Below are 18,965 nucleotides of genomic sequence, written 5' to 3' on the forward strand. Positions count from 1 at the left end.
GGCCGGATATCTGCCCGTTACTTGGCTGTCGCCTCGGGCAGTTCGATCTTCACTTCCAGCACTTCCAGGTCGTCCTGGCGCTCGAAGTGGACCTTCAGGTCGTCGGCGTTGATCTTCACGTACTTGGAGATCACCGCCACCAGCTCGCGCTGCAGCGCGGGCAGATAGTCGGGCTGGCCGGCGCTGCGGCCGCTGCGCTCATGCGCCAGGATGATCTGCAGGCGCTCCTTGGCCACCGAGGCCGTCTTTTTCTTCTCGCCGAGCAGGAAGGACAGCAGGGACATCTCGCTTACCTCCCGCCGAAGATGCGCTTGAAGAAGCCGGGCTTGGCCGCCTCGATGAAACGCAGGGGCTTGTCCTCGCCCAGGAAGCGCGCAACCACGTCCTTGTAGGCCTCGGACACATCGGTGCCCGACAGGTGGATGGCGGGCAGGCCCTGGTTGGAGGCCTGCAGCACGCTCTCGGACTCGGGGATCACGCCGATGAGCTTGATGCGCAGGATGTCCTGGATGTCCTCCAGGCTCAGCATCTGGCCGTCTTCCACTCGGTGGGGGTTGTAGCGCGTGATCAGCAGGTGTTCCTTGACGGGCTCGCCGCCTTCGATGGCGCGCTTGGTCTTGCTGCTGAGCATGCCCAGGATGCGGTCGGAGTCGCGCACGCTGGAGACTTCGGGGTTGGTGACCAGCAGCGCCTCGTCGGCGAAGTGCATGGCCATCAGCGCACCGCTTTCGATGCCGGCGGGCGAGTCGCAGACGATGTAGTCAAAGCCCATGTCGGCGAGGTCCTTGAGCACCTTGCCCACGCCGTCCTGCGTGAGCGCGTCCTTGTCGCGCGTCTGGCTGGCGGCCAGCACGAACAGGTTCTCGCACTGCTTGTCCTTGATGAGGGCCTGGTTCAGGTTGGCCTCGCCCTGGATCACGTTGATCAGGTCATACACCACGCGGCGCTCGCAGCCCATGATGAGGTCCAGGTTGCGCAGGCCGACGTCAAAGTCGATGACGGCGGTCTTGTGGCCGGCGAGCGCCAGGCCCGATGCGAAGGCGGCACTGGTGGTGGTCTTGCCCACGCCCCCCTTGCCGGAGGTCACGACGACGATTTTGGCCATGTTCTGAGAGGTCCTTGCGTTGCGGTCTGTGGAGTAAGAAAAGGGGGGGACGGTCACAGCGGCTCGATGAGCAGCTTCTCACCGTCCAGCCGCACCTGGGCCGGCTTGCCGCGCACGTTGTCGGGCAGCTCGGTCTCGGTGGTGCGGTAGATGCCTGCCACGGAGACCAGTTGCGGCTCCATGCAGGTGCTGAAAATCCGGGCGCTGGTGTCGCCGCGCGCGCCGGCGATGGCCCGCCCGCGCAGCGGTGCGTACACGTGGATGTTGCCGTCGGCGATCACCTCGGCGCCAAAGCTGACCACGGCCATCACCACCAGGTCCGAGCCGCGGGCATACACCTGCTGGCCCGAGCGCAGCGGCTTGTCCACCACCACGGTCCCCGGCGCCGGCGCGGGCACGGGGACCTCGCGCACGACCTCCACCTCGCGGATGACCTCGTGGACCACCTCGCGGGGAGTGTTCTCACGCGGCGCCTGCATGCGGGGGGGCGGCGCGTCGGGGGCGGCAATCAGGCCCGCGTCGTGCGCGTCCTGCCTCTGCGCGCTGCTGCCGCCGCGCACGGCCACGGGCTGCGTGCGGTGGCTGCGCAGCGTCTTGACCAGCGCGGCGAAGTCGATGGGCTGCGGCTCGTCCTGCACGGCCGAGAGGTCGATCAGCACCGGGTCGTTGTCGAAAAATTCGGGGTCGTCGGCCCTGCGGGCGGCCAGCTCGGCGGCGATGCTGGCCACGTCGGTGGTCTTGAGCACCATGGCCACCACGGGCAGCTGGGCACTCTTGAGGTCTAGGTGGGTGCGGGCCTGGCCCGCCGTATCAACGGCCATGAAGCGGTTCGGATGGGAAAAAAGACGCCGCGCACGGGCGCCGCCTCGAAGCCGCAAAGTGTACCTGCGCTGCGCCGCTGCCACCGTATCAGGACGTGCGGCGAACCCAGGCGCACCCCAGGCCTGGGCCGCCGCGGATCTGGCTTCGCCAGTCCACCGGCTGCGCCCCCCTTCCCGCCGCGCAGCGCGGCGAGAGAAGGGGAAAGGCGCGCCAGCGCCGCGGGGGGATGCTCAGAACTTCGGAATGCGGATGCGGCTGATCATCAGCGAGCCCGACAGCGCGAACAGCAGCACCAGCGGGTGCAGCGTGAAGCCGCCGATCGTCACCGACCCCAGCCACAGCTGGCCGCGCACCGCGCCCACGCTGGCGGCCACGGCCATCAGGCCCACGAGCACGATGGAGGTGGGGATCGGCGTGCCCTCGAAGTACTTGACCTTGCCCGACGGGCCCTCGGCCAGCGTTTCGGCCGTGATGTTGAAGCGCGCCAGGCGCGACACGCCGCAGGCCACGAAAAAGGCCAGCACCACGCGGTCGTACAGCCCCTGCATCCCGCAGGCGTAGGCGATGATGGCGGGCGCCACGCCAAAGGAGATCACGTCGGCCAGCGAATCCAGCTCGCGCCCCATGGCCGAGCTTTTCTGCCGCCAGCGCGCGATGCGCCCGTCCAGCACGTCAAACACCAGCGCCGCCAGCACCAGCGCACAGGCGAAGTACACATGGCGCACGTCCGACGTTTCCAGATAGGTCATGGACGAGAACAGCGCCCCGACGCCGCACACCGCGTTGCCCAGCGTGAACCAGTCCGCGAGGTGGAACTCGCGGATCATCGAAAAGCGTTTGTGGGGAGAAGCCATGGCGGCATTATCGAACGGCCGCCGGGCCTTTCCTTGTCCGCCGATGGCTGATTCGGTCTACTGGAAACGCGGGGCGCGCTTCTCGATGAAGGCGGTGACCGCCTCGCGGTGGTCGGCCGTCTTGTGGGCGATGGCCTGGTAGCCGGCGGAGATCTCCAGCAGCGAGGCCAGCGAGGCGTGCTCGCCCTCGCGCAGCAGCCGCTTGGTCATGCGCATCACGGCACCGGGGTTGGCGGCGATCTTCTCGGCCAGCGCGCGCGCGGTGGGCAGGAGCTGGTCGGCCGGCACCACGCGGCTCACCAGGCCGCAGGCCAGGGCCTCCTGGGCGCTGATGGCCTCGCCGGTGAAAGCCATCTCGGACGCCTTGGCCATGCCCACGGCCCGCGGCAGCAGCCAGGCACCGCCGTCGCCGGGCACGATGCCCACGCGCACGAAGCTCTCGGCGAAGGTGGCGTTATCGGCCGCGATGCGGATGTCGCACATGCAGGTCAGGTCCAGCCCCGCGCCGATGGCCGGACCGTTGACGGCGCAGATCACCGGCACGTCGAGCTGGTACAGCGCGTTGGGGATCTGCTGGATGCCCTGGCGGTATTCCTCGCGGATCAGGTCGGGCGTGAGCGCATCGTCAAAGAAGCGCTGCATGTCCTTGACGTTGCCGCCCGAGCTGAAGATGGGGCCTGCGCCGGTGAGGATCAGCACCTTCACGCTGGCGTCCTTGCGCACGGTGTCGCACAGCTGCACGAACTCCTGCACGGCCGTGTTGCCGGTGAGCGCATTGCGCGTCTCGGGCTGGTTCATGGTGGCGGTCAGGATGCCGCCGTCGCGTTCAATGGTCAGGAAGGCCATGGTGTCTCTCCGTAGTCGAAAGTAGGAGCTGCCAGCGCACATCACCGCTTGATTTCAATATGAAAACACATTGAACGCCTTGGTTGGCATGCGCAAACAGCTATGATTTTCAAAGCGTCATTTCCACGTCGGTGATGCGGCGCACGAGGTCCAGCGTCAGCCCGCCGTGCGCCAGCAGCGCCTCGCCGGCCACGCCGTGCCAGTAAGACTCGCTGCCGGCCGTCTGGCGCCAGGCGTGCAGGCGGCGGGTGAACAGCTGCAGGTCGTATTCCGCGGTGAAGCCGATGGCGCCGTGGATGGCGTGGGCGAACTCGGCCACGGCCAATGCGGCCTCGCTGCAGCGCGCCTTGGCAGTGGCCACACGCAGCCGGTCGGGCAGCACACCGGCGCCGTTGCAGCCCAGCTGCGCAGCCATGCGCGCGGCGAACACGTGCTCGCTCATCACCGCCAGCTGGTGCTGGATGGCCTGGAACTTGCCGATGGGGCGGCCGAACTGCTGGCGCTCGTTGGCGTACTGCAGGGTGCGCCGGAACACGTCGCCCAACGCGCCGGCCATCTGCGGGGCCACCACGGCGGCCTGCAGGGTGCGGGCGTCCTGCGCGGCATCCACCGGCACCCCGGGCGCGGCCTCCACCTGGGCAGCAGTCCAGGCCAGGGCGGCATCCAGCGCCAGCGCCTGGGGCGCAGCCTGCGCATCGGCCGTGGCCAGCAGGTGCCAGGCGCTGCCGGCCTGCACCAGCACATGATCGGCCACCTGGCCGCCGCGCACGAGGGCAGAGCGCAGGCCGCCATCGGGCAGCCGCTCGCCACGCGCCAGCGTGATGCTGCCGGCGGGGCGCGCTACGCCAGCCTGGGCCAGCAGCGCGCGCGCCACCATGGTCTCGCCCAGCGGCAGCGGCAGCGCATGCGCGCCGCATTGCTCCAGCACGCCGAACACCTGGGTCAGCCCCAGCCCGGCGCCGCCGTCGTCCTCGGGCAGCAGCGCATCGGCGAGGCCCGTGGCCTCCAGCTGCGCCCACAGCAGCTGCGTCGCGGGCGCGGCGCGCCCGCCGGATTCAATGGCGCGCACCACCGGGGGGGTGCACTGGTCGGCCAGCACCTGGCGGGCCGCGTCGGCAAACAGATCGTTGTCTTGGCTCATGTCGTGGCTCCGTTTCAGCGCAGGCCCAGGCCCCGGGCGATCATCCCGCGCAGGATGTCGCGCGTGCCGCCGCGCAAAGAGAACGAGGGCGAGGCCTCGGTCACGTACTTGAGCGTCATCAGCAGCTCCACAGGCACGTCTTCCGCCTCGCGCGCAAACAGGTCGTCGGCGATGGCGGCGGGAATCATCTGCTCCAGCGTGGTGCCCAGCTCCTTGACCAGGGCGGCCTCCACGACGGGGCTGGCGCCCTGCACCAGCTTTTCCTGCACGGCCACCGACATGGCGCGCAGCGGTGCCAGCTGCGTGAGGACCTTGCCCGCCAGGCGCACCGCCGATTCGCTGCGGCCCTGGGGCGTGCGCACGTAGTCGAGCCACTGGTCGAACAGCACGATGGAGGAGAACAGGCGCTCGGGGCCGCTGCGCTCGAAGGCGAGTTCGGCCGTGACCTGCTCCCAGCCCTGGCCCTCGGCGCCGATGAGGGCATCCGGGCCCAACTGCACGTTGTCGAAGAACACCTCGCAGAAGTGGCTGTCACCCGAGAGGTCTTCGATGGGGCGCACGGTCACGCCGGGCAGCGACAGGTCGACGATCACCTGCGACAGGCCCTTGTGGCGGTCTTCCGCCGTGCCCGAGGTGCGTACCAGCGCGATCATGTACTGGCAGTGATGGGCGTTGGTGGTCCAGATCTTCTGGCCGTTGAGCACAAAGCCCTGGTCATTGGGCGTGGCGCGCGTCCTCACGCTGGCCAGGTCCGAGCCCGAGCCCGGCTCGCTCATGCCGATGCAAAAGAAGGCCTCGCCGCGGCACACCTTGGGGATGTAGAACTGCTTTTGCGCCTCGGTGCCGTACTTCAGGATCAGCGGCGCGCTCTGGCGGTCGGCAATCCAGTGCGAGCCCACGGGGGCGCCGCAGTTCAGGTATTCCTCGACCAGCACGTAGCGCGCGAACGCGCTGCGCCCGCCGCCGCCGTATTCGCGCGGCAGCGTGATGCCGATCCAACCGCGCTCGCCCAGCCGGCGGCTCAGCTGTGTGCTGTAGCCGCCCCACGAACGTGCCCGCACATGCGCGGGCAGGTCGCGCACCGCCTCTGCGAGGAAGGCGCGCACTTCGGCGCGCAGCGCCTCATCTTCCGGCGGAATGCGCGTGAGCGCGAGTGAATCCAGAACCGACATGGCCTATGCCCTTTTTCCTTGCTTAATCCAGCGATACGCCGGTGCTCTTGACCACTGACGCCCAGCGCGCCAGCTCCTTTTCGATATATGCGCCGTACTCGGCCGGCGTGGATCCCAGCGGCTCGGTGCCCTGGATGCGCAGCTTTTCCAGCACCGTGGGGTTCTTGAGCGCCTGCAGAAAGGCCTGGTTCAAGCGCTCGATGATGGGCGCGGGCGTGCCGGCCGGCACCATCACGCCCTGCCACGCGCCGGCCTCGAAGCCGTTCATGCCGCTTTCGGCCAGCGTGGGCGCTTCAGGGAAGTTGGGCAAGCGCTTGGCCGTGGAGACGGCCAGCAGGCGCAGCTTGCCGTCCTTGATGAAGGGGGCGATGGAGTTGATCGTGTCCGTCATGAAATGGATCTGCCCGGCCACCAGGTCGACGTCGGCCGGAGCGCTGCCCTTGTAGGGCACATGCGTGGCCTCGATGCCGTAGTGCTGCGTGACCTGGAAGGCCGTGAGGTGCGTGACGTTGCCGTTGCCCGCCGAGCCGTACGACAGCTTGCCGGGGTTCTTCTTGGCATAGTCCACGAGCTCGGCCACAGTCTTCACAGGCAGCTGCGGGTTGACCACCAGGCCCAGGGGCACCACGGCGGTGAGCGCGACAGGCGCGAGGTCCTTGCGCGGGTCGTAGCTCATCTTCTTGTAGAGCGCGGGGCTGAGCGCGAGGGACGAGGTGTTGTAGAGCACCGTGTAGCCGTCGGGCGCGGCCTTGGCGACGAAGGCGTTGCCGATGTTGCCATTGGCGCCGGGCTTGTTGTCCACCACAACCGACTGACCGAGCTGCTCGCCCACGGCCTGCGCCAGCACGCGCGCCACCATGTCGGTGGGCCCGCCGGGCGGGAACGGCACGACGAGCGTGATGGGCTTGTCCGGCCAGGCGGCGTGCGCGGCGCGCCGGCCAGAAGGGCTGCGCCGGCCAGTACGGCCAGGCGGCGGGTGATGCGAGCAGTCATGGGTGTCTCCTTCTTTGTGGTGAAAATCGGCTCTAGCCCTTGCGCAGCAAGCGCAAGCAGCTATGTTTTATGTAGCTTCACGGCCGGCGAGCAGGCGCGTGGCCGTGTACTCCATCACCGGCTCGCCGCGCTGGTTGGTCACCGTGATGAGCGAGGTGACCACGGCGCGGTTGTTCTTGGAGGTGGGCCGGATGTCGGTCACTTCGACCACGGCGCCAATGCTGTCGCCCACGACGACGGGCGCGAGGATCTTCTGGTGCAGCTCCAGCATGGCCAGGCCCGTTCCCTGGATCATGCTTTGCAGGATGAAGCCTTCGATGAAGGTGTAGGTCAGCGCGCCCGGCACCGGGCGGCCCTGGATGGCGCCGCCCTCGTAGCCTTCCTCGATGAAGATGGCCTCCAGCATGCCGGTGGTGCTGATGAAGTTCACCAGGTCGGCCTCGGTGATGGTGCGGCGGAAGGTGCGCCAGCGCAGGCCCACCTTGAGGTCTTGCCAGTACAGGCCCTGGCCCATGCGGGGAATGTCTTGGTTCATGCGGTGCTCGGTTCGGAAGGTTGCAGGGCAGCAAGCTGGGCGTCGTCCAGGCCGGCGGCGCGCAGCAGCTCCTCGGTGTGCTGGCCCAGGCGCGGCGGCATGCCGATGGGCACCTGCGCACCGTCGAAGCGCACGGACGAGCGCGGAAAGCGCACCTCGCCCATGGCCGGGTCGTGCACGGTGGCAAAGAACCCCGTGGCCACCAGGTGCGGGTCCTGCGGCAGCTCGTCCATGCGCGCCACGGGCGCGGCGGGAATCTCCAGCTGCGCGCAGGTGCGCAGCCAGTGCTGCGTGTCGTGCCGGGCCACATGCTCGCTCAGGATCTCCAGCAGCTCGGCGATGTGGCGCGTGCGGCTGGCCTGGTTGGCAAAGCGCGGATCGTCGGCCAGCTGCGGCTGCCCCACGGCGCTGAAAAAGCGGCGCCAGTGCGCGTCGGTGTAAGGCATCATGCAGACATGCCCATCCAGCGTCCTGTAGGGCTTGCGCCAGGGCGCCATCACGCGCGGGTAGCCTGCGCCGCTGAGCTTCGGCGTGAAGTGCATGCCGTAGAAATGCTCGACCAGGTTGAAGCCCACCATGGTCTCGAACATGGGAATTTCCACAAAGCTACCCTGTCCCGTGCGCTCGCGCGCGAACAGCGCCGCCAGGATGGCGTGTGCCGCCACCAGCGCGCAGGTCTTGTCCGCGGCGATGGTGGGCAGGTAGCGCGATTCGCCCGTCTGGCGCTGCATGAGATCGGCCAGGCCGCTCATGCCCTGGATCACGTCGTCGTAGGCCGGCAGGCCGGCGTAGGGGCCGTCCTCGGCAAAGCCGTGCAGCCCGGCGAACACCAGGCGCGGGTAGCGCGCGCGCAGCTGCTCGGGCGCCAGCCCCAGCTTGCCGAGCTTTTGCGGGCGCATGCTGTGCATGAACACGTCGGCCGTGGCCAGCAGCGCGTGCAGGGCCTGCTGCGCGGCAGGCTGCTTCAGGTCCAGCACCACGCTTTTCTTGCTGCGGTTGCAGCCCATGAACACGGCCGCCATGCCGGGCTCCACGGCGGGACCGGTGTAGCGCGTGGAGTCGCCCGCGGGCGGCTCGATCTTGATGACCTCGGCGCCGTAGTCGGCCAACACCTGGCTCGCCAGCGGGCCGAACACCACGCTGGAGAGGTCGAGCACGCGCACGCCGGCCAGCGGTCCTTGGAAGCCGCTCATGCCACCACCCCCTGCGCGCGCAGCGCATCGATGGCCTCGGGCGCCAGGCCCAAGTGTTCGCGCAGCACGGTGTCGGTGTGCTGGCCGAGCTGCGGCGGGGTGTGGCGATAGGTGACCGGCGTGTCCGACAGGCGCATGGGACTGGCCACCAGCGGCACGGCGCCGGCGCGCGGATGCTCCATGCGGATCTGCAAGCCACGCGCGCGCACCTGCGGGTCTTCAAAGACCTCGCGCACGGTGTTGATGGGCCCGCACGGCACGGCGTGCTGCTCCAGCAGCGCGATCCAGTCGCGCGTCGTGCGCGTCGCCGTCACTTCGCGGATCAGCGGAATCAGCGCATCGCGGTGCGCGATGCGCGCGGCGTTGGTGGCAAAGCGCGAGTCGCTCGCCCACTCGGGGCGCCCGGCCACATGGCAGAAGCGCTCGAACTGGCCGTCGTTGCCCACGGCCAGGATCATGTGGCCGTCCTGCGTGGGGAAGTCCTGATACGGCACGGTGTTGGGGTGGGCGTTGCCCATGCGCTGCGGCACCTTGCCGCCGTACAGGTAGTTCATGCCCTGGTTGGCCAGGCACGCCACGCCCACGTCCAGCAGCGCCAGGTCGATGTGCTGGCCGCGGCCGGTGTGCTCGCGCGCCTGCAGCGCGGCCAGGATGGCGGTGCTGGCGTACAGGCCGGTGAGGATGTCGGTGAGCGCCACGCCCACCTTCATCGGGCCGCCGCCGTCCTCGCCGTCGGGGCGGCCGGTGACGCTCATCAGCCCGCCCATGCCCTGGATCAGGAAGTCGTAGCCGGCGCGGTGCGCATACGGCCCGCTCTGCCCGAAGCCGGTGACGGAGCAGTACACCAGGCGCGGGTTGAGCGCGCTCAAGGCGGCATAGTCCAGCCCGTATTGCGCCAAGCCCCCGGTCTTGAAGTTCTCCACCAGCACGTCGCATTGCTGCGCCAGGCGCCGCACCAGCTCCTGCCCTTCGGGGCGGGTGAAGTCGATGGTCACCGACTGCTTGTTGCGGTTGGTGCACATGTAGTAGGCCGACTCGCCCGTGGGCTGGCCGGCGGGGTCGGTCACGTAGGGCGGGCCCCAGGCGCGCGTGTCGTCGCCGCTGCCGGGGCGCTCCACCTTGATGACCTCGGCGCCCAGGTCACCCAGCGTCTGGGCGGCCCAGGGGCCGGCCAGCACGCGCGACAGGTCCAGCACCTTCACGTGCTGCAGCGCGCCGGGTTGCAGGGCGGCCGGCGAGGTCATTGCAGCGGCACCTTGGCCTGGGTGACGATGCGCTTCCACAGTGCGATCTCGTTCTTCTGGAACTCGTGCATCTGGGCGGGGCCGCCGGTCATGGGCGTGGCGCCCAGGCGCTCGTAAAAGGCGCGGGTCTCATCCATCTTGGAGATGGTGGTGAACAGCTCGGCCAGCTTGGCGGTCTCGGCCGGGGGTGTCTTGCTGCTGACCATCGCGCCGACCCAGGTGTAGGCCTCGAAGCCGGGCAGGCCGGCCTCGCTGGCGGTGGGCACGTCGGGCGAGGTCGCCACACGCTTGTCCGCCGCCACGGCCAGCACCTTGACGCGCCCGCCCTTGGCCAGCTCCTGCACGGCCGTGACTTCGGCAAAGGCGTAGTCCACGGTGCCCGCCGCGAGGGCGGTCATGGTCTCGCCCGCGCCCTTGAACGGCACATGCACGGTCTGCACGCCGGCGCTGTCGTTGAGCAGCTCGCCCATGAGCTGGTAGCCGGCCGAGCCGGCGCCAAAGTTCACCTTGCCCGGGTGGGCCTTGGCATAGCTGACCAGCCCCTTGAGGTCGGCAAACGGCGCCTGCGGGGCCGTGGCCAGCATGGCGGGCGAACGCATCATCATGGTCAGCGGCGCAAAGTCCTTCACCGGGTCGTAGGGCAGCTCCTTGAACAGCGCCGCGTTCACCGCCAGCGTGGAGTTGCTGCCGATAAAGACGGTGTAGCCGTCGGCCGGGGCCGAGAGCACCTGCTTGACCGCGATAAAGCCGTTGGCGCCGGGCTTGCTCTCCACCACCACGGACTGGCCCGTGAGGTCCTGCAGCTTGCGCGCAAAGTAGCGCGCCGAGGTGTCGGTGCCGCTGCCGGGCCCGAAGGGCACGACGAACTTGAGGGTCTTGGACGGGAAGGCCTGCGCCTGCACGGCGGGCGCGAGGGTGGTGCCCAGGGCCACGAGGCTGGCGCCCGCCAGGGCGCGCAGGGTGGTTCTGCGGTGGAATGCCATGTGCAATGTCTCCTTGGAGTTTCTGCTCCGCTACGGTGCCCCGCAAAGGGGTCGGAGTTGGCACTCTAGGCAGCACCTTGCATGCTGTCTAATATTAAGAATTTAGATTTCAATACTTTTTGCATATCGCATGAACCTCCGGCAACTCAGCCAGTTCGTCGCATTGGCGGAAACCGGCAACTTCCACCGCGCGGCCGAGCGCCTGCACATGGCGCAACCGCCCCTGTCGGTGTCCATCCGCAAGCTGGAGGAGGAACTCGGCAGCCCCCTGTTCGAGCGCACCACCACGGGCGTGGTGCTCACCCCGGCCGGCGAAGCCATGCTGGGCGACGCCCGCCGCGCGCTGTTCCACGCCCAGCAGTGCCGCCAGGCGGTGCAGGACGCGCGCGAGGGCGAAGGCGGGCTGCTGCGCCTGGGCATCATCGGCTCGGCCACCTATGCGCTGCTGCCGCAACTCATCCCCTCGCTGCGCCAGCGCTATCCGCAGATCGAGTTGGAGCTGAGCGAAGCCACGTCGTCCGAGATCCTGGAGGGGCTGGTGTCGCGGCGCTTCGATGCCGGCCTGCTGCGCTACCCGGTGCTGGACCCGAGCGGCTTCGAGCTGCTGCCGCTGGACCGCGACGACTTCGTGCTGGCCGTGGCCGAGAGCAGCCCGCTGGCGCAGCGCGACGCCATCGCGCTGGCCGAGGCCGCGCACGAGCCCTTCATCATGTACCCGCAGCACAAGGTGCCCAGCCTCTCGGCCCTGGCCATGATGCGCTGCCAGTTCTCTGGCTTTTCGCCGCGCGTGGCGCAGGAGGCGATGCAGGTGCAGACCATCATGAGCCTGGTGGCTTCGGGCCTGGGCGTGGGCCTGGTGGCCAGCGTGGCGCGGCAGGTGGTGCCGCGCGGCGTGAAATGCCTGGCGCTCACCGACAACCCGCCGGGCTTTCACGTGGGCATTGCGCTGGCGCGCCTGGCCAGCGGCACCAGCCGCGTGGTGGAGCGCTTCACCGAGCACGCGCTGCGCTTTGCCAGCGTGCCGCGCGTGGAAGGCGAGAACTGGGACAAACCGGGTTGAACCGCCCGTCCATCAAGCGCGAGCAGCTATCTTTTATGAAGCAACCGCCGTCGCACGGTGCCGCGCAAAGTCCACGTACCACGCCAGGCAGCCGGGGTTGGCCATGGCGTCCGGGTTGACCACCTTGTCCATCGACTGGCCCAGCAGCAGCTTCTTGACGGGCAGCTCCTGCTTCTTGCCGCTCAGCGTGCGCGGCACCTCGGCCACCTGCACGATTTCGTCGGGCAGGAAGCGCGGGCTCAGGCTGGCGCGGATGGCGTCGTTGATCCGCGCGCGCAGGCCGTCGTCCAGCACCAGGCCGCTGCGCAGCACCACGAACAGCGGCATGTAGCTGGCGCGGCCCAGGTATTCCAGGTCCACGACCAGGCTGTCGAGCACCTCGGGCAGGGCCTCGACGGCGCTGTAGATCTCGCTCGTGCCCATGCGCAACCCGTGGCGATTGATGGTGGCGTCGCTGCGGCCGTAGATCACGCAGCCGGGGCGGGCGCTGGAGCCGATCTCGATCCAGTCGCCGTGGCGCCAGACGGCCCCGGCCTCGGGCCCCAGATCCCCGCCGCCGGGCCTGCGGCCATGGCCGGGCGGGTACATGTCGAAGTAGCTGGCGCGGTAGCGCGCGCCATCGGCGTCGCCCCACAGGAACAAGGGCATGGACGGGATGGGCTGGGTGCACACCAGCTCGCCCACGGCGTCCAGTACCGGGCGGCCCTGCTCGTCCCAGGCCTCGACGGCTGCGCCCAGCATGCGGCACTGCATGCGCCCGGGCGTTTGCGGCAGCTCGCGATTGCCGCCGATGAAGGCGCCCGCGAAGTCGGTGCCGCCGGAGATGTTGCACCACCAGACCTGCGGCACGCCCGCGCTGGCCAGGAGTTGCGATCCCCACCGCTGCACTTCGGCAGGCAGCGGCGACCCCGTGGAGCCCAGCACGCGGATCGCCGACAGATCGCCGCAGGCCGCAGGGGTGATCCCGGCCTTCATGCAGTGGCCGTAGAACGCGGCGCCAGCGCCGAAGAAGGTCACGCGCTCCTCGGCCGCCATGCGCCACAGCACCGCCCAGTCGGGCCGCTCCTTGTTGCCGCCGGGGTTGCCGTCGTAGAGCACGCAGGTGGTGCCGCCCAGCAGGCCGCCGACCTGGGCGTTCCACATGATCCAGCCGGTGGAGCTGTACCAGTGGTAGCGCTCGCCCAGGGAGTTGGGCGCGTAGCTGCAGCCGATGTCGTTGTGCAGCACCGCCAGCTGCAGCATCACCAGCAACATACCGCCATGGCCGTGCACGATGGGCTTGGGCAGGCCGGTGGTGCCGCTGGAATAGACGATCCACAGCGGGTGGTCGAACGGCAGCCACGCCGGTTCAAAGGCCACAGTCTCTGCATCATTTCGGGCGATGACGCTTGCGTAGCAAGCGGTATCAGCTACTGTTTTTGAAGCATCCAGGTTGTTCACCAGCACCACGTGGCGCAGCGTAGGCAGTTGCGCGCGCAGCTCCGCCAGCACGTCGCAACGGTCGTGGTCGCGCCCCCCATAGGTGACGCCGTCCACGGCCAACAGCACCGTCGGTGCGATCTGGCGGAAGCGGTCCAGCACCGCGTGCGTGCCCATGTCGGGCGCGCACAGGCTCCACACCGCACCGATGCTGGCGCAGGCCAGGAAGGCGACGATAGTCTCGGGGATGTTGGGCAGGTAGGCTGCCACGCGATCGCCGGGCCGTACGCCTTGGGCCCTCATGTGCAGCGCCAGCGCCGCCACCTGCCGGCGCAGCGCGGGCCAGGACAGCTCGCGGCGCTCGCCGCGTTCGTTGCGGCCGATGAGGGCCGGCTGGCCCGCGGCCTGTGCGGCGTCCACATGGCGCAGCACCTGGCGCGCGTAGTTCACCTGCGCGCCGGGGAACCACTGCGCGCCGGGCATCACGTTCTTTGCGAGTACCGCGCGGTGCGGCGTGGGTGACTGCAGGTCGAAATAGTCCCAGACGCTCTGCCAGAAGGCGTCCAGATCGGTGGTGGACCAGCGCCATAGCGCGTCGTAATCGTCAAAGCGCAGGCCGTGCTGCGCCTGCAGCCCATCCTGGTAGCGGCGTATCTGGGGCGCGTAAGGCGGGTATGTTGGGGGGATGTTGTGGTGTGTCTCCATGCGCACAGCCTAGCGCGGTCGCTGCCTCCGTGCGCGCCACGCACGTGACAACTTGCCGGCCGCACCTTGCCGGCGGCACCTGGCCGGCGGCACCTGGCCGGCCGCACCTGGCCTCAGCGCCGCGGCTGCTCCGTCACGCTGGTGATGGCATAGCCCTTGTCGCGCAACTGCCGTCCGGGCTCGGGAATACCAAGGTCGCTCCAGTGCGCCTGGGTTTCGTCCCGTTCCACAGCGCGGTGCTCGCAGTTCCAATCGGTATTGATGGCCTCCTGCGGTATGGGCTTGCCCTCGGGCACGGCCAGATGGGAATAACGCCCCTCGGCTTCGGATCGGCGGTAGATGTCCACGCGCATGTCGGGTCCTTTGCTTGCTGGTTGCAGGGTTCTCCACTGTAGTGAGACCATCGCCCGCCCGGCGTAGGAAGCGGCCGCATGGCCGCCGTGCTTGACGCAAGGCAAGATCGCCCCTTTCCGCCCTGCCGACAATTGCCCGCTGTTGCCACTGCCGGCGGCCTGTTTCTGAATCATGACAACACAAGACGTTTCCTCTCAGCGCAGCGACGTGCTCATCGTGGGTGCGGGGCCTGCCGGGCTGTCGCTGGCGGCCTCGCTGGCCCAGGCTGGCATGCAGGTGACGGTGCTGGAGCAGCAACCCGCTTCCACGCTGGCCGCGCCCCCGGCCGACGGGCGCGAGATTGCACTCACCCACCCCAGCGTGGCGACGCTGCAGCGCATCGGCAGCTGGCAGCGCCTGGCCGCGCACGAGGTCGGCCTGCTGCGCGAGGCGCAGGTGCACGACGGCCCCGTGGGCCAGCGCGGGGCCATGCAGCTGCACGCAGGCGGCAGCGGCGTCCAGCATCTGGGCTGGATCGTGCCCAACCACGCGCTGCGCCGCACGGCCTACGAAGTGGCCGCGCACACGCCCGGCGTACGACTGGTCACCGAGGCGCGCGTCACGCGCGTGGCCGTCACGCCCGCGCATGCCGAGCTGGAATACACCGACACCCGCCACCTCGACGCAGCGCCCCTGCGTCTGCAGGCCCCGCTGCTGGTGGCGGCCGACAGCCGCTTTTCCGCCACGCGGCGCCAGTTGGGCATTGGCGCGGCCATGCACGACTTCGGCCGCACGGTCATCGTCTGCCGCCTGCGCCATGAGCTGCCCCACCACGAGGTCGCGCACGAGTGCTTCGGCTACGAGCAGACGCTGGCGATCCTGCCGCTGCCGGGCGACCTGGTCGATGGCGCGCCGATGTGCTCGGCCGTGGTCACCACCGGCGCGGCGCATGCGCAGGAGCTGCTGGCACTGCCCCCTGAGGCATTCGCCGCACGCGTACAAGCCCAGTTCAAGGACCGCCTGGGCGCCATGCGGCTGGTGGGCGAGCGCCACGCCTACCCGCTGGTCGCCGTGTATGCGCACCGCTTCGCCGCCGCGCGCTGCGCGCTGCTGGGTGACGCGGCCGTCGGCATGCACCCGGTGACGGCGCACGGGTTCAACCTGGGGCTGGCGGGTGTGGACAGCCTCACGCGCGCACTCACCCAGGCACGCGAGCGCGGCGCGGACATCGGCGCCGCCAGCGTGCTGGAGGGTTACGCGCGCGGCCATCACCGCCACGCCTGGCCGCTGTACCAGGGCACGAATGCCATCGTGCGCCTGTACACCGACGACCGGCCGCTGCCCCGCCTGCTGCGCCAGGTGGTGCTGGCGGGCGCCAACCGGCTGCCGCCCCTCAAGGGCGCCATCGTGAGCCAGCTCACAGGCCGGCGCCCCGCCTGGCCCAGCGCCGCACCTTAGCGCGCACACCGGAGGGGCAGGCACTCGCTGCCTGTCCCGGCCTGCGTCCTGCGGCACACCCACCCATAATGGCCGCATGGACAACCTGTTGGACCATCTCAGCGAGACCGTCACCCGCGCACGTACCGTCGAAGAGCTCACCCGGCCACTGCTGGAGCTGCTGGAAGACATCACCGGGTTCGAATCCACCTACCTCACGGTGGTGGACCTGGAGCGGGGTGTGCAACGTGTGCTGTACGCGCGCAACACGCGCCAGGTGCAGATCCCGGAGGGACTGCGTGCCCTGGCACGACACGTTGTGCAAACGCGCGCTGGACGAGGGCCGACCCTTCACCGCCGACGTGGGGCAATGCTGGGGCGATTCGCAGGCCGCCGCCGCGCTGGGCATCCAGACCTACGCCAGCACACCGGTGCGCATGGCCGACGGCCAGCTCTACGGCACGCTTTGCGCCGCCAGCGACGAGCGCCAGGAGCTCACTTCACAGGCGCGCAACGCGCTGACGCTGTTCGCGCGGCTCATTGGCCAGCAGGTCGAGCGCGAGCAGCTGCTGCAGCAATTGCTGCAGGCCAATGCCCGGCTGGCGGCCTATGCGGCGACCGATGCCCTCACCGGCCTACCCAACCGCCGCGCGCTGCGCGAAATGCTGCACCAGCAACTGGCGCAAGGCGCGCGCCAGGGCACGGCGGTGCTGATCGCCTTCATGGACCTGGACGGTTTCAAGGCGATCAACGACACCTATGGCCACGAGGTGGGCGACCTCTTCCTGGCCGACATGGCCGATCGGCTGCGCGGCGCCGCGCGCGCGCAGGACTTCGTCGCACGCTACGGGGGCGATGAGTTCGTGGCCGTAGGCCCAGGCCCCGCGCCCGGCCCGGCGCTGGAGGCGGCCCGCCAGGGGTTCGGCCAGCGCCTGGCACAGGCCAGGCGCGGGCGCTTTGGCGGGGCGGACGCCCCCATCGACTACGCCGGCGCCAGCGTGGGTGTGATCGCCGTGCGCCCCAACGGCATGACGGCCGACGAGGCGCTGCGCGAGGCCGACCGCGCCATGTACGCCGCCAAGAAGGCGCGCCGCGCCGTGCGCTGAACAAGTCCCCGCACGGGCATGCGCGGCAGGGGGCCGGGATAATTCGCCGCTCTGCCAGCCCCCTCCACCCCTTTGCCCATGCCCGCAGCCCTGCCCCGCGTGCTGTCCGTCATCCCGCCGATGACGCAGCTCAACACGCCCTACCCCTCCACCGCCTACCTCACGGGCTTCCTGCGCTCGCGCGGCGTGCCGGCGTGGCAGGAGGACCTGGCGATCGCGCTGGTGTTGCGGCTGCTCTCGCGCGACGGTCTCGGGCAGGTCGCCGAAAGGGCGCGGGCCCTGCCCGCAAACGCGCAGAGCCCGGCGGTGCAGTTCTTTCTTGCACAGCAGGAGCGGTACCTGGCCACCGTCGGCCCAGCCATGGCCTTTTTGCAGGGGCGCGACAGCACCCTCGCCCACCGCATCGTGGGCCGCCACTACCTGCCGGAGGGGCCGCGCTTCGCGGCGCTGGACGTGTACGAGGACGACGGCAGCGGCGACCCGCTGGGCTGGGCCTTCGGCGCCCTGGGCCTGACCGACAAGGCCAAGCATCTGGCCACGCTGTACCTCAACGACCTGGCGGACGTGCTGCAGGGCGCCGTGGACGCGCGTTTCGAGTTTGTGCGATACGCCGAACAGCTCGCCGGCAGCCAGCCCACGTTCGACCCGCTGGCCGACGCGCTGGCGCAGGCGCCGACCTTCGTGGACGAGGTGCTGCAGCAGCTCACCCATGAGGCCGTCGCGCGCCACCAACCCGGCGTGGTGCTGCTCTCGGTGCCCTTCCCGGGCTCGGTGTACGGCGCGTTTCGCATTGCCCAGGCCCTCAAGGCACAGCACCCGCACATCGTCACCGTGCTGGGCGGCGGCTTCGTCAACACCGAGCTGCGCGAGCTGGCCGACCCACGGGTGTTCGATTTTTTCGACTACGTGACGCTGGACGCCGGCGAGCGCCCGCTGCTCGCGCTGCTGGAGCACCTGCAAGGCCAGCGCGGGCGCCAGCGGCTGGTGCGCACCTTTGTGCGCAATGACGATGGTGCCGTGCAGTACGTCCACCTGGCGGAGCCCGACGTCGCCTTTGCCGAGATCGGCACGCCCACCTGGGACGGCCTGCCGCTTCAGCGCTATCTGTCGCTGCTGGACATGCTCAACCCCATGCACCGCCTGTGGAGCGACGGGCGCTGGAACAAGCTCACCGTGGCGCATGGCTGCTACTGGAAGAAGTGCAGCTTCTGCGACGTGAACCTGGACTACATCGGCCGCTACGAGGGCGCCAGCGCCCAGGTGCTGGCCGACCGCATCGAGGCCATCGTGGCCGAGACCGGGCAGACCGGTTTTCACTTCGTCGATGAAGCCGCGCCGCCCAAGGCCCTCAAGGCGCTCGCGCAGGAGCTGATCGCGCGCGGCACCGGCATCTCCTGGTGGGGCAACGTGCGCTTTGAAAAGACCTTCACGCCCGAGCTGGCCGAGCTGCTGGCCGACGCGGGCTGCATCGCCATCTCGGGCGGGCTGGAGGTCGCCTCCGATCGGCTGCTGGGCCTGATGAAGAAGGGTGTCAGCGTGGACCAGGTGGCGCGCGTGACCCGCGCATTCAGCGACGCCGGCATCCTGGTGCACGCCTACCTGATGTACGGCTTTCCCACGCAAACCGAGCAGGACACGGTGGACGCGCTGGAGTACGTGCGCCAGCTGTTCGAGAACGGCTGCATCCAGAGCGGCTTCTTCCACCGCTTTGCCTGCACCGTGCATTCGCCCGTGGGGCAGAGCCCCGAGGAATACGGCGTGACCCTGGCCCCGCTGCCGCCGGGCGGTTTTGCCAAGAACGATGTGGCGTTCATCGACCCCACGGGCGTGGACCACGACGCGCTGGGCGCCGGGCTGAAGAAGGCCATCTACAACTACATGCACGGCATCGGGCTGGAGCAGGACGTGCGCATGTGGTTCCCCTTCCACGTGCCCAAGACCACGGTGCGGCCAGGCCGCATCGCGCGCGCCCTGGCGGCGCGATAGCTATTGTTTTAATAGCCTCTCGCGCTTTCCC

The 18,965-nt window shown here is 69.4% G+C and carries 16 protein-coding genes and 2 pseudogenes; 4 read left to right on the plus strand and 14 right to left on the minus strand.

What is annotated here, in order from left to right:
* Window positions 1-17 precede the first annotated feature (17 nt).
* The 12 genes and pseudogenes from minE to I3K84_RS12790 form a co-directional block, all read right to left on the minus strand.
* Window positions 18-284 (minus strand): cell division topological specificity factor MinE, encoded by a 267-nt coding sequence (gene minE, locus I3K84_RS12735; protein WP_011803537.1) that lies wholly within the window; start codon window positions 282-284, stop codon window positions 18-20.
* Between the two features lie 5 nt (window positions 285-289).
* Window positions 290-1,105 (minus strand): septum site-determining protein MinD, encoded by an 816-nt coding sequence (gene minD / locus I3K84_RS12740; RefSeq protein ID WP_011803536.1) that lies wholly within the window; start codon window positions 1,103-1,105, stop codon window positions 290-292.
* A 53-nt stretch (window positions 1,106-1,158) separates the two neighbouring features.
* A complete protein-coding gene (gene minC, locus I3K84_RS12745; RefSeq protein WP_011803535.1) occupies window positions 1,159-1,926 on the minus strand; it encodes a septum site-determining protein MinC in 768 nt (255 codons plus the stop codon).
* 231 nt (window positions 1,927-2,157) lie between these two features.
* Complete coding sequence (gene pssA / locus I3K84_RS12750; RefSeq protein ID WP_011803534.1) at window positions 2,158-2,781, minus strand: CDP-diacylglycerol--serine O-phosphatidyltransferase; 624 nt, start codon at window positions 2,779-2,781, stop codon at window positions 2,158-2,160.
* Between the two features lie 57 nt (window positions 2,782-2,838).
* Complete coding sequence (locus I3K84_RS12755; RefSeq protein WP_196994670.1) at window positions 2,839-3,627, minus strand: crotonase/enoyl-CoA hydratase family protein; 789 nt, start codon at window positions 3,625-3,627, stop codon at window positions 2,839-2,841.
* A 109-nt stretch (window positions 3,628-3,736) separates the two neighbouring features.
* Entirely contained in the window at window positions 3,737-4,768 is a 1,032-nt protein-coding gene (locus I3K84_RS12760) for an acyl-CoA dehydrogenase family protein (protein ID WP_196994671.1), read from the minus strand.
* Between the two features lie 14 nt (window positions 4,769-4,782).
* The gene (locus I3K84_RS12765; RefSeq protein WP_196994672.1) at window positions 4,783-5,940 is read right to left on the minus strand and encodes an acyl-CoA dehydrogenase family protein; all 1,158 of its coding nucleotides are present in this window, start codon (window positions 5,938-5,940) and stop codon (window positions 4,783-4,785) included.
* A 22-nt stretch (window positions 5,941-5,962) separates the two neighbouring features.
* Window positions 5,963-6,933: pseudogene (locus I3K84_RS12770) on the minus strand (Bug family tripartite tricarboxylate transporter substrate binding protein).
* A gap of 67 nt (window positions 6,934-7,000) precedes the next feature.
* Window positions 7,001-7,468 carry a MaoC family dehydratase gene (locus tag I3K84_RS12775; RefSeq protein WP_196994673.1) on the minus strand — a complete coding sequence of 156 codons (468 nt, stop codon included), beginning with the start codon at window positions 7,466-7,468 and terminating at the stop codon, window positions 7,001-7,003.
* Window positions 7,465-8,661, minus strand: coding sequence for a CaiB/BaiF CoA-transferase family protein (locus I3K84_RS12780; protein ID WP_196994674.1), 1,197 nt, complete (start codon window positions 8,659-8,661; stop codon window positions 7,465-7,467). The genes I3K84_RS12775 and I3K84_RS12780 overlap by 4 nt, the downstream gene beginning before the upstream one ends.
* The gene (locus tag I3K84_RS12785; RefSeq protein WP_196994675.1) at window positions 8,658-9,905 is read right to left on the minus strand and encodes a CaiB/BaiF CoA-transferase family protein; all 1,248 of its coding nucleotides are present in this window, start codon (window positions 9,903-9,905) and stop codon (window positions 8,658-8,660) included. Before I3K84_RS12785 ends, I3K84_RS12780 begins: the two co-directional genes overlap by 4 nt.
* Window positions 9,902-10,888, minus strand: a complete 987-nt coding sequence (locus I3K84_RS12790) for a tripartite tricarboxylate transporter substrate binding protein (RefSeq protein WP_196994676.1) — start codon at window positions 10,886-10,888, stop codon at window positions 9,902-9,904. The genes I3K84_RS12785 and I3K84_RS12790 overlap by 4 nt, the downstream gene beginning before the upstream one ends.
* A 130-nt stretch (window positions 10,889-11,018) precedes the next feature.
* On the opposite strand from I3K84_RS12790, the gene I3K84_RS12795 reads away from it, so the two are divergent.
* A complete protein-coding gene (locus I3K84_RS12795; RefSeq protein ID WP_011803525.1) occupies window positions 11,019-11,948 on the plus strand; it encodes a LysR family transcriptional regulator in 930 nt (309 codons plus the stop codon).
* Between the two features lie 33 nt (window positions 11,949-11,981).
* On the opposite strand, the gene I3K84_RS12800 is transcribed toward I3K84_RS12795, so the two are convergent.
* Window positions 11,982-14,072, minus strand: a complete 2,091-nt coding sequence (locus I3K84_RS12800; protein ID WP_196994677.1) for an acetoacetate--CoA ligase — start codon at window positions 14,070-14,072, stop codon at window positions 11,982-11,984.
* 113 nt (window positions 14,073-14,185) lie between these two features.
* Window positions 14,186-14,425, minus strand: a complete 240-nt coding sequence (locus I3K84_RS12805) for a DUF6139 family protein (RefSeq protein WP_172205044.1) — start codon at window positions 14,423-14,425, stop codon at window positions 14,186-14,188.
* A 172-nt stretch (window positions 14,426-14,597) separates the two neighbouring features.
* On the opposite strand from I3K84_RS12805, the gene ubiM reads away from it, so the two are divergent.
* The 3 genes and pseudogenes from ubiM to I3K84_RS12820 all read left to right on the plus strand — a co-directional run bounded on the left by ubiM (window position 14,598) and on the right by I3K84_RS12820 (window position 18,934).
* Window positions 14,598-15,863 carry a 5-demethoxyubiquinol-8 5-hydroxylase UbiM gene (gene ubiM, locus I3K84_RS12810; protein ID WP_196994678.1) on the plus strand — a complete coding sequence of 422 codons (1,266 nt, stop codon included), beginning with the start codon at window positions 14,598-14,600 and terminating at the stop codon, window positions 15,861-15,863.
* 76 nt (window positions 15,864-15,939) lie between these two features.
* A pseudogene (locus tag I3K84_RS12815) lies at window positions 15,940-16,948 on the plus strand (sensor domain-containing diguanylate cyclase).
* A gap of 78 nt (window positions 16,949-17,026) precedes the next feature.
* Window positions 17,027-18,934: a radical SAM protein gene (locus I3K84_RS12820; RefSeq protein ID WP_196994679.1), complete on the plus strand. Its 1,908-nt coding sequence runs from the start codon at window positions 17,027-17,029 to the stop codon at window positions 18,932-18,934.
* Window positions 18,935-18,965: the final 31 nt, after the last annotated feature.

It is taken from the genome of Diaphorobacter sp. JS3051 (genome assembly GCF_015832135.1).
GTDB lineage: Bacteria > Pseudomonadota > Gammaproteobacteria > Burkholderiales > Burkholderiaceae_C > Diaphorobacter > Diaphorobacter nitroreducens.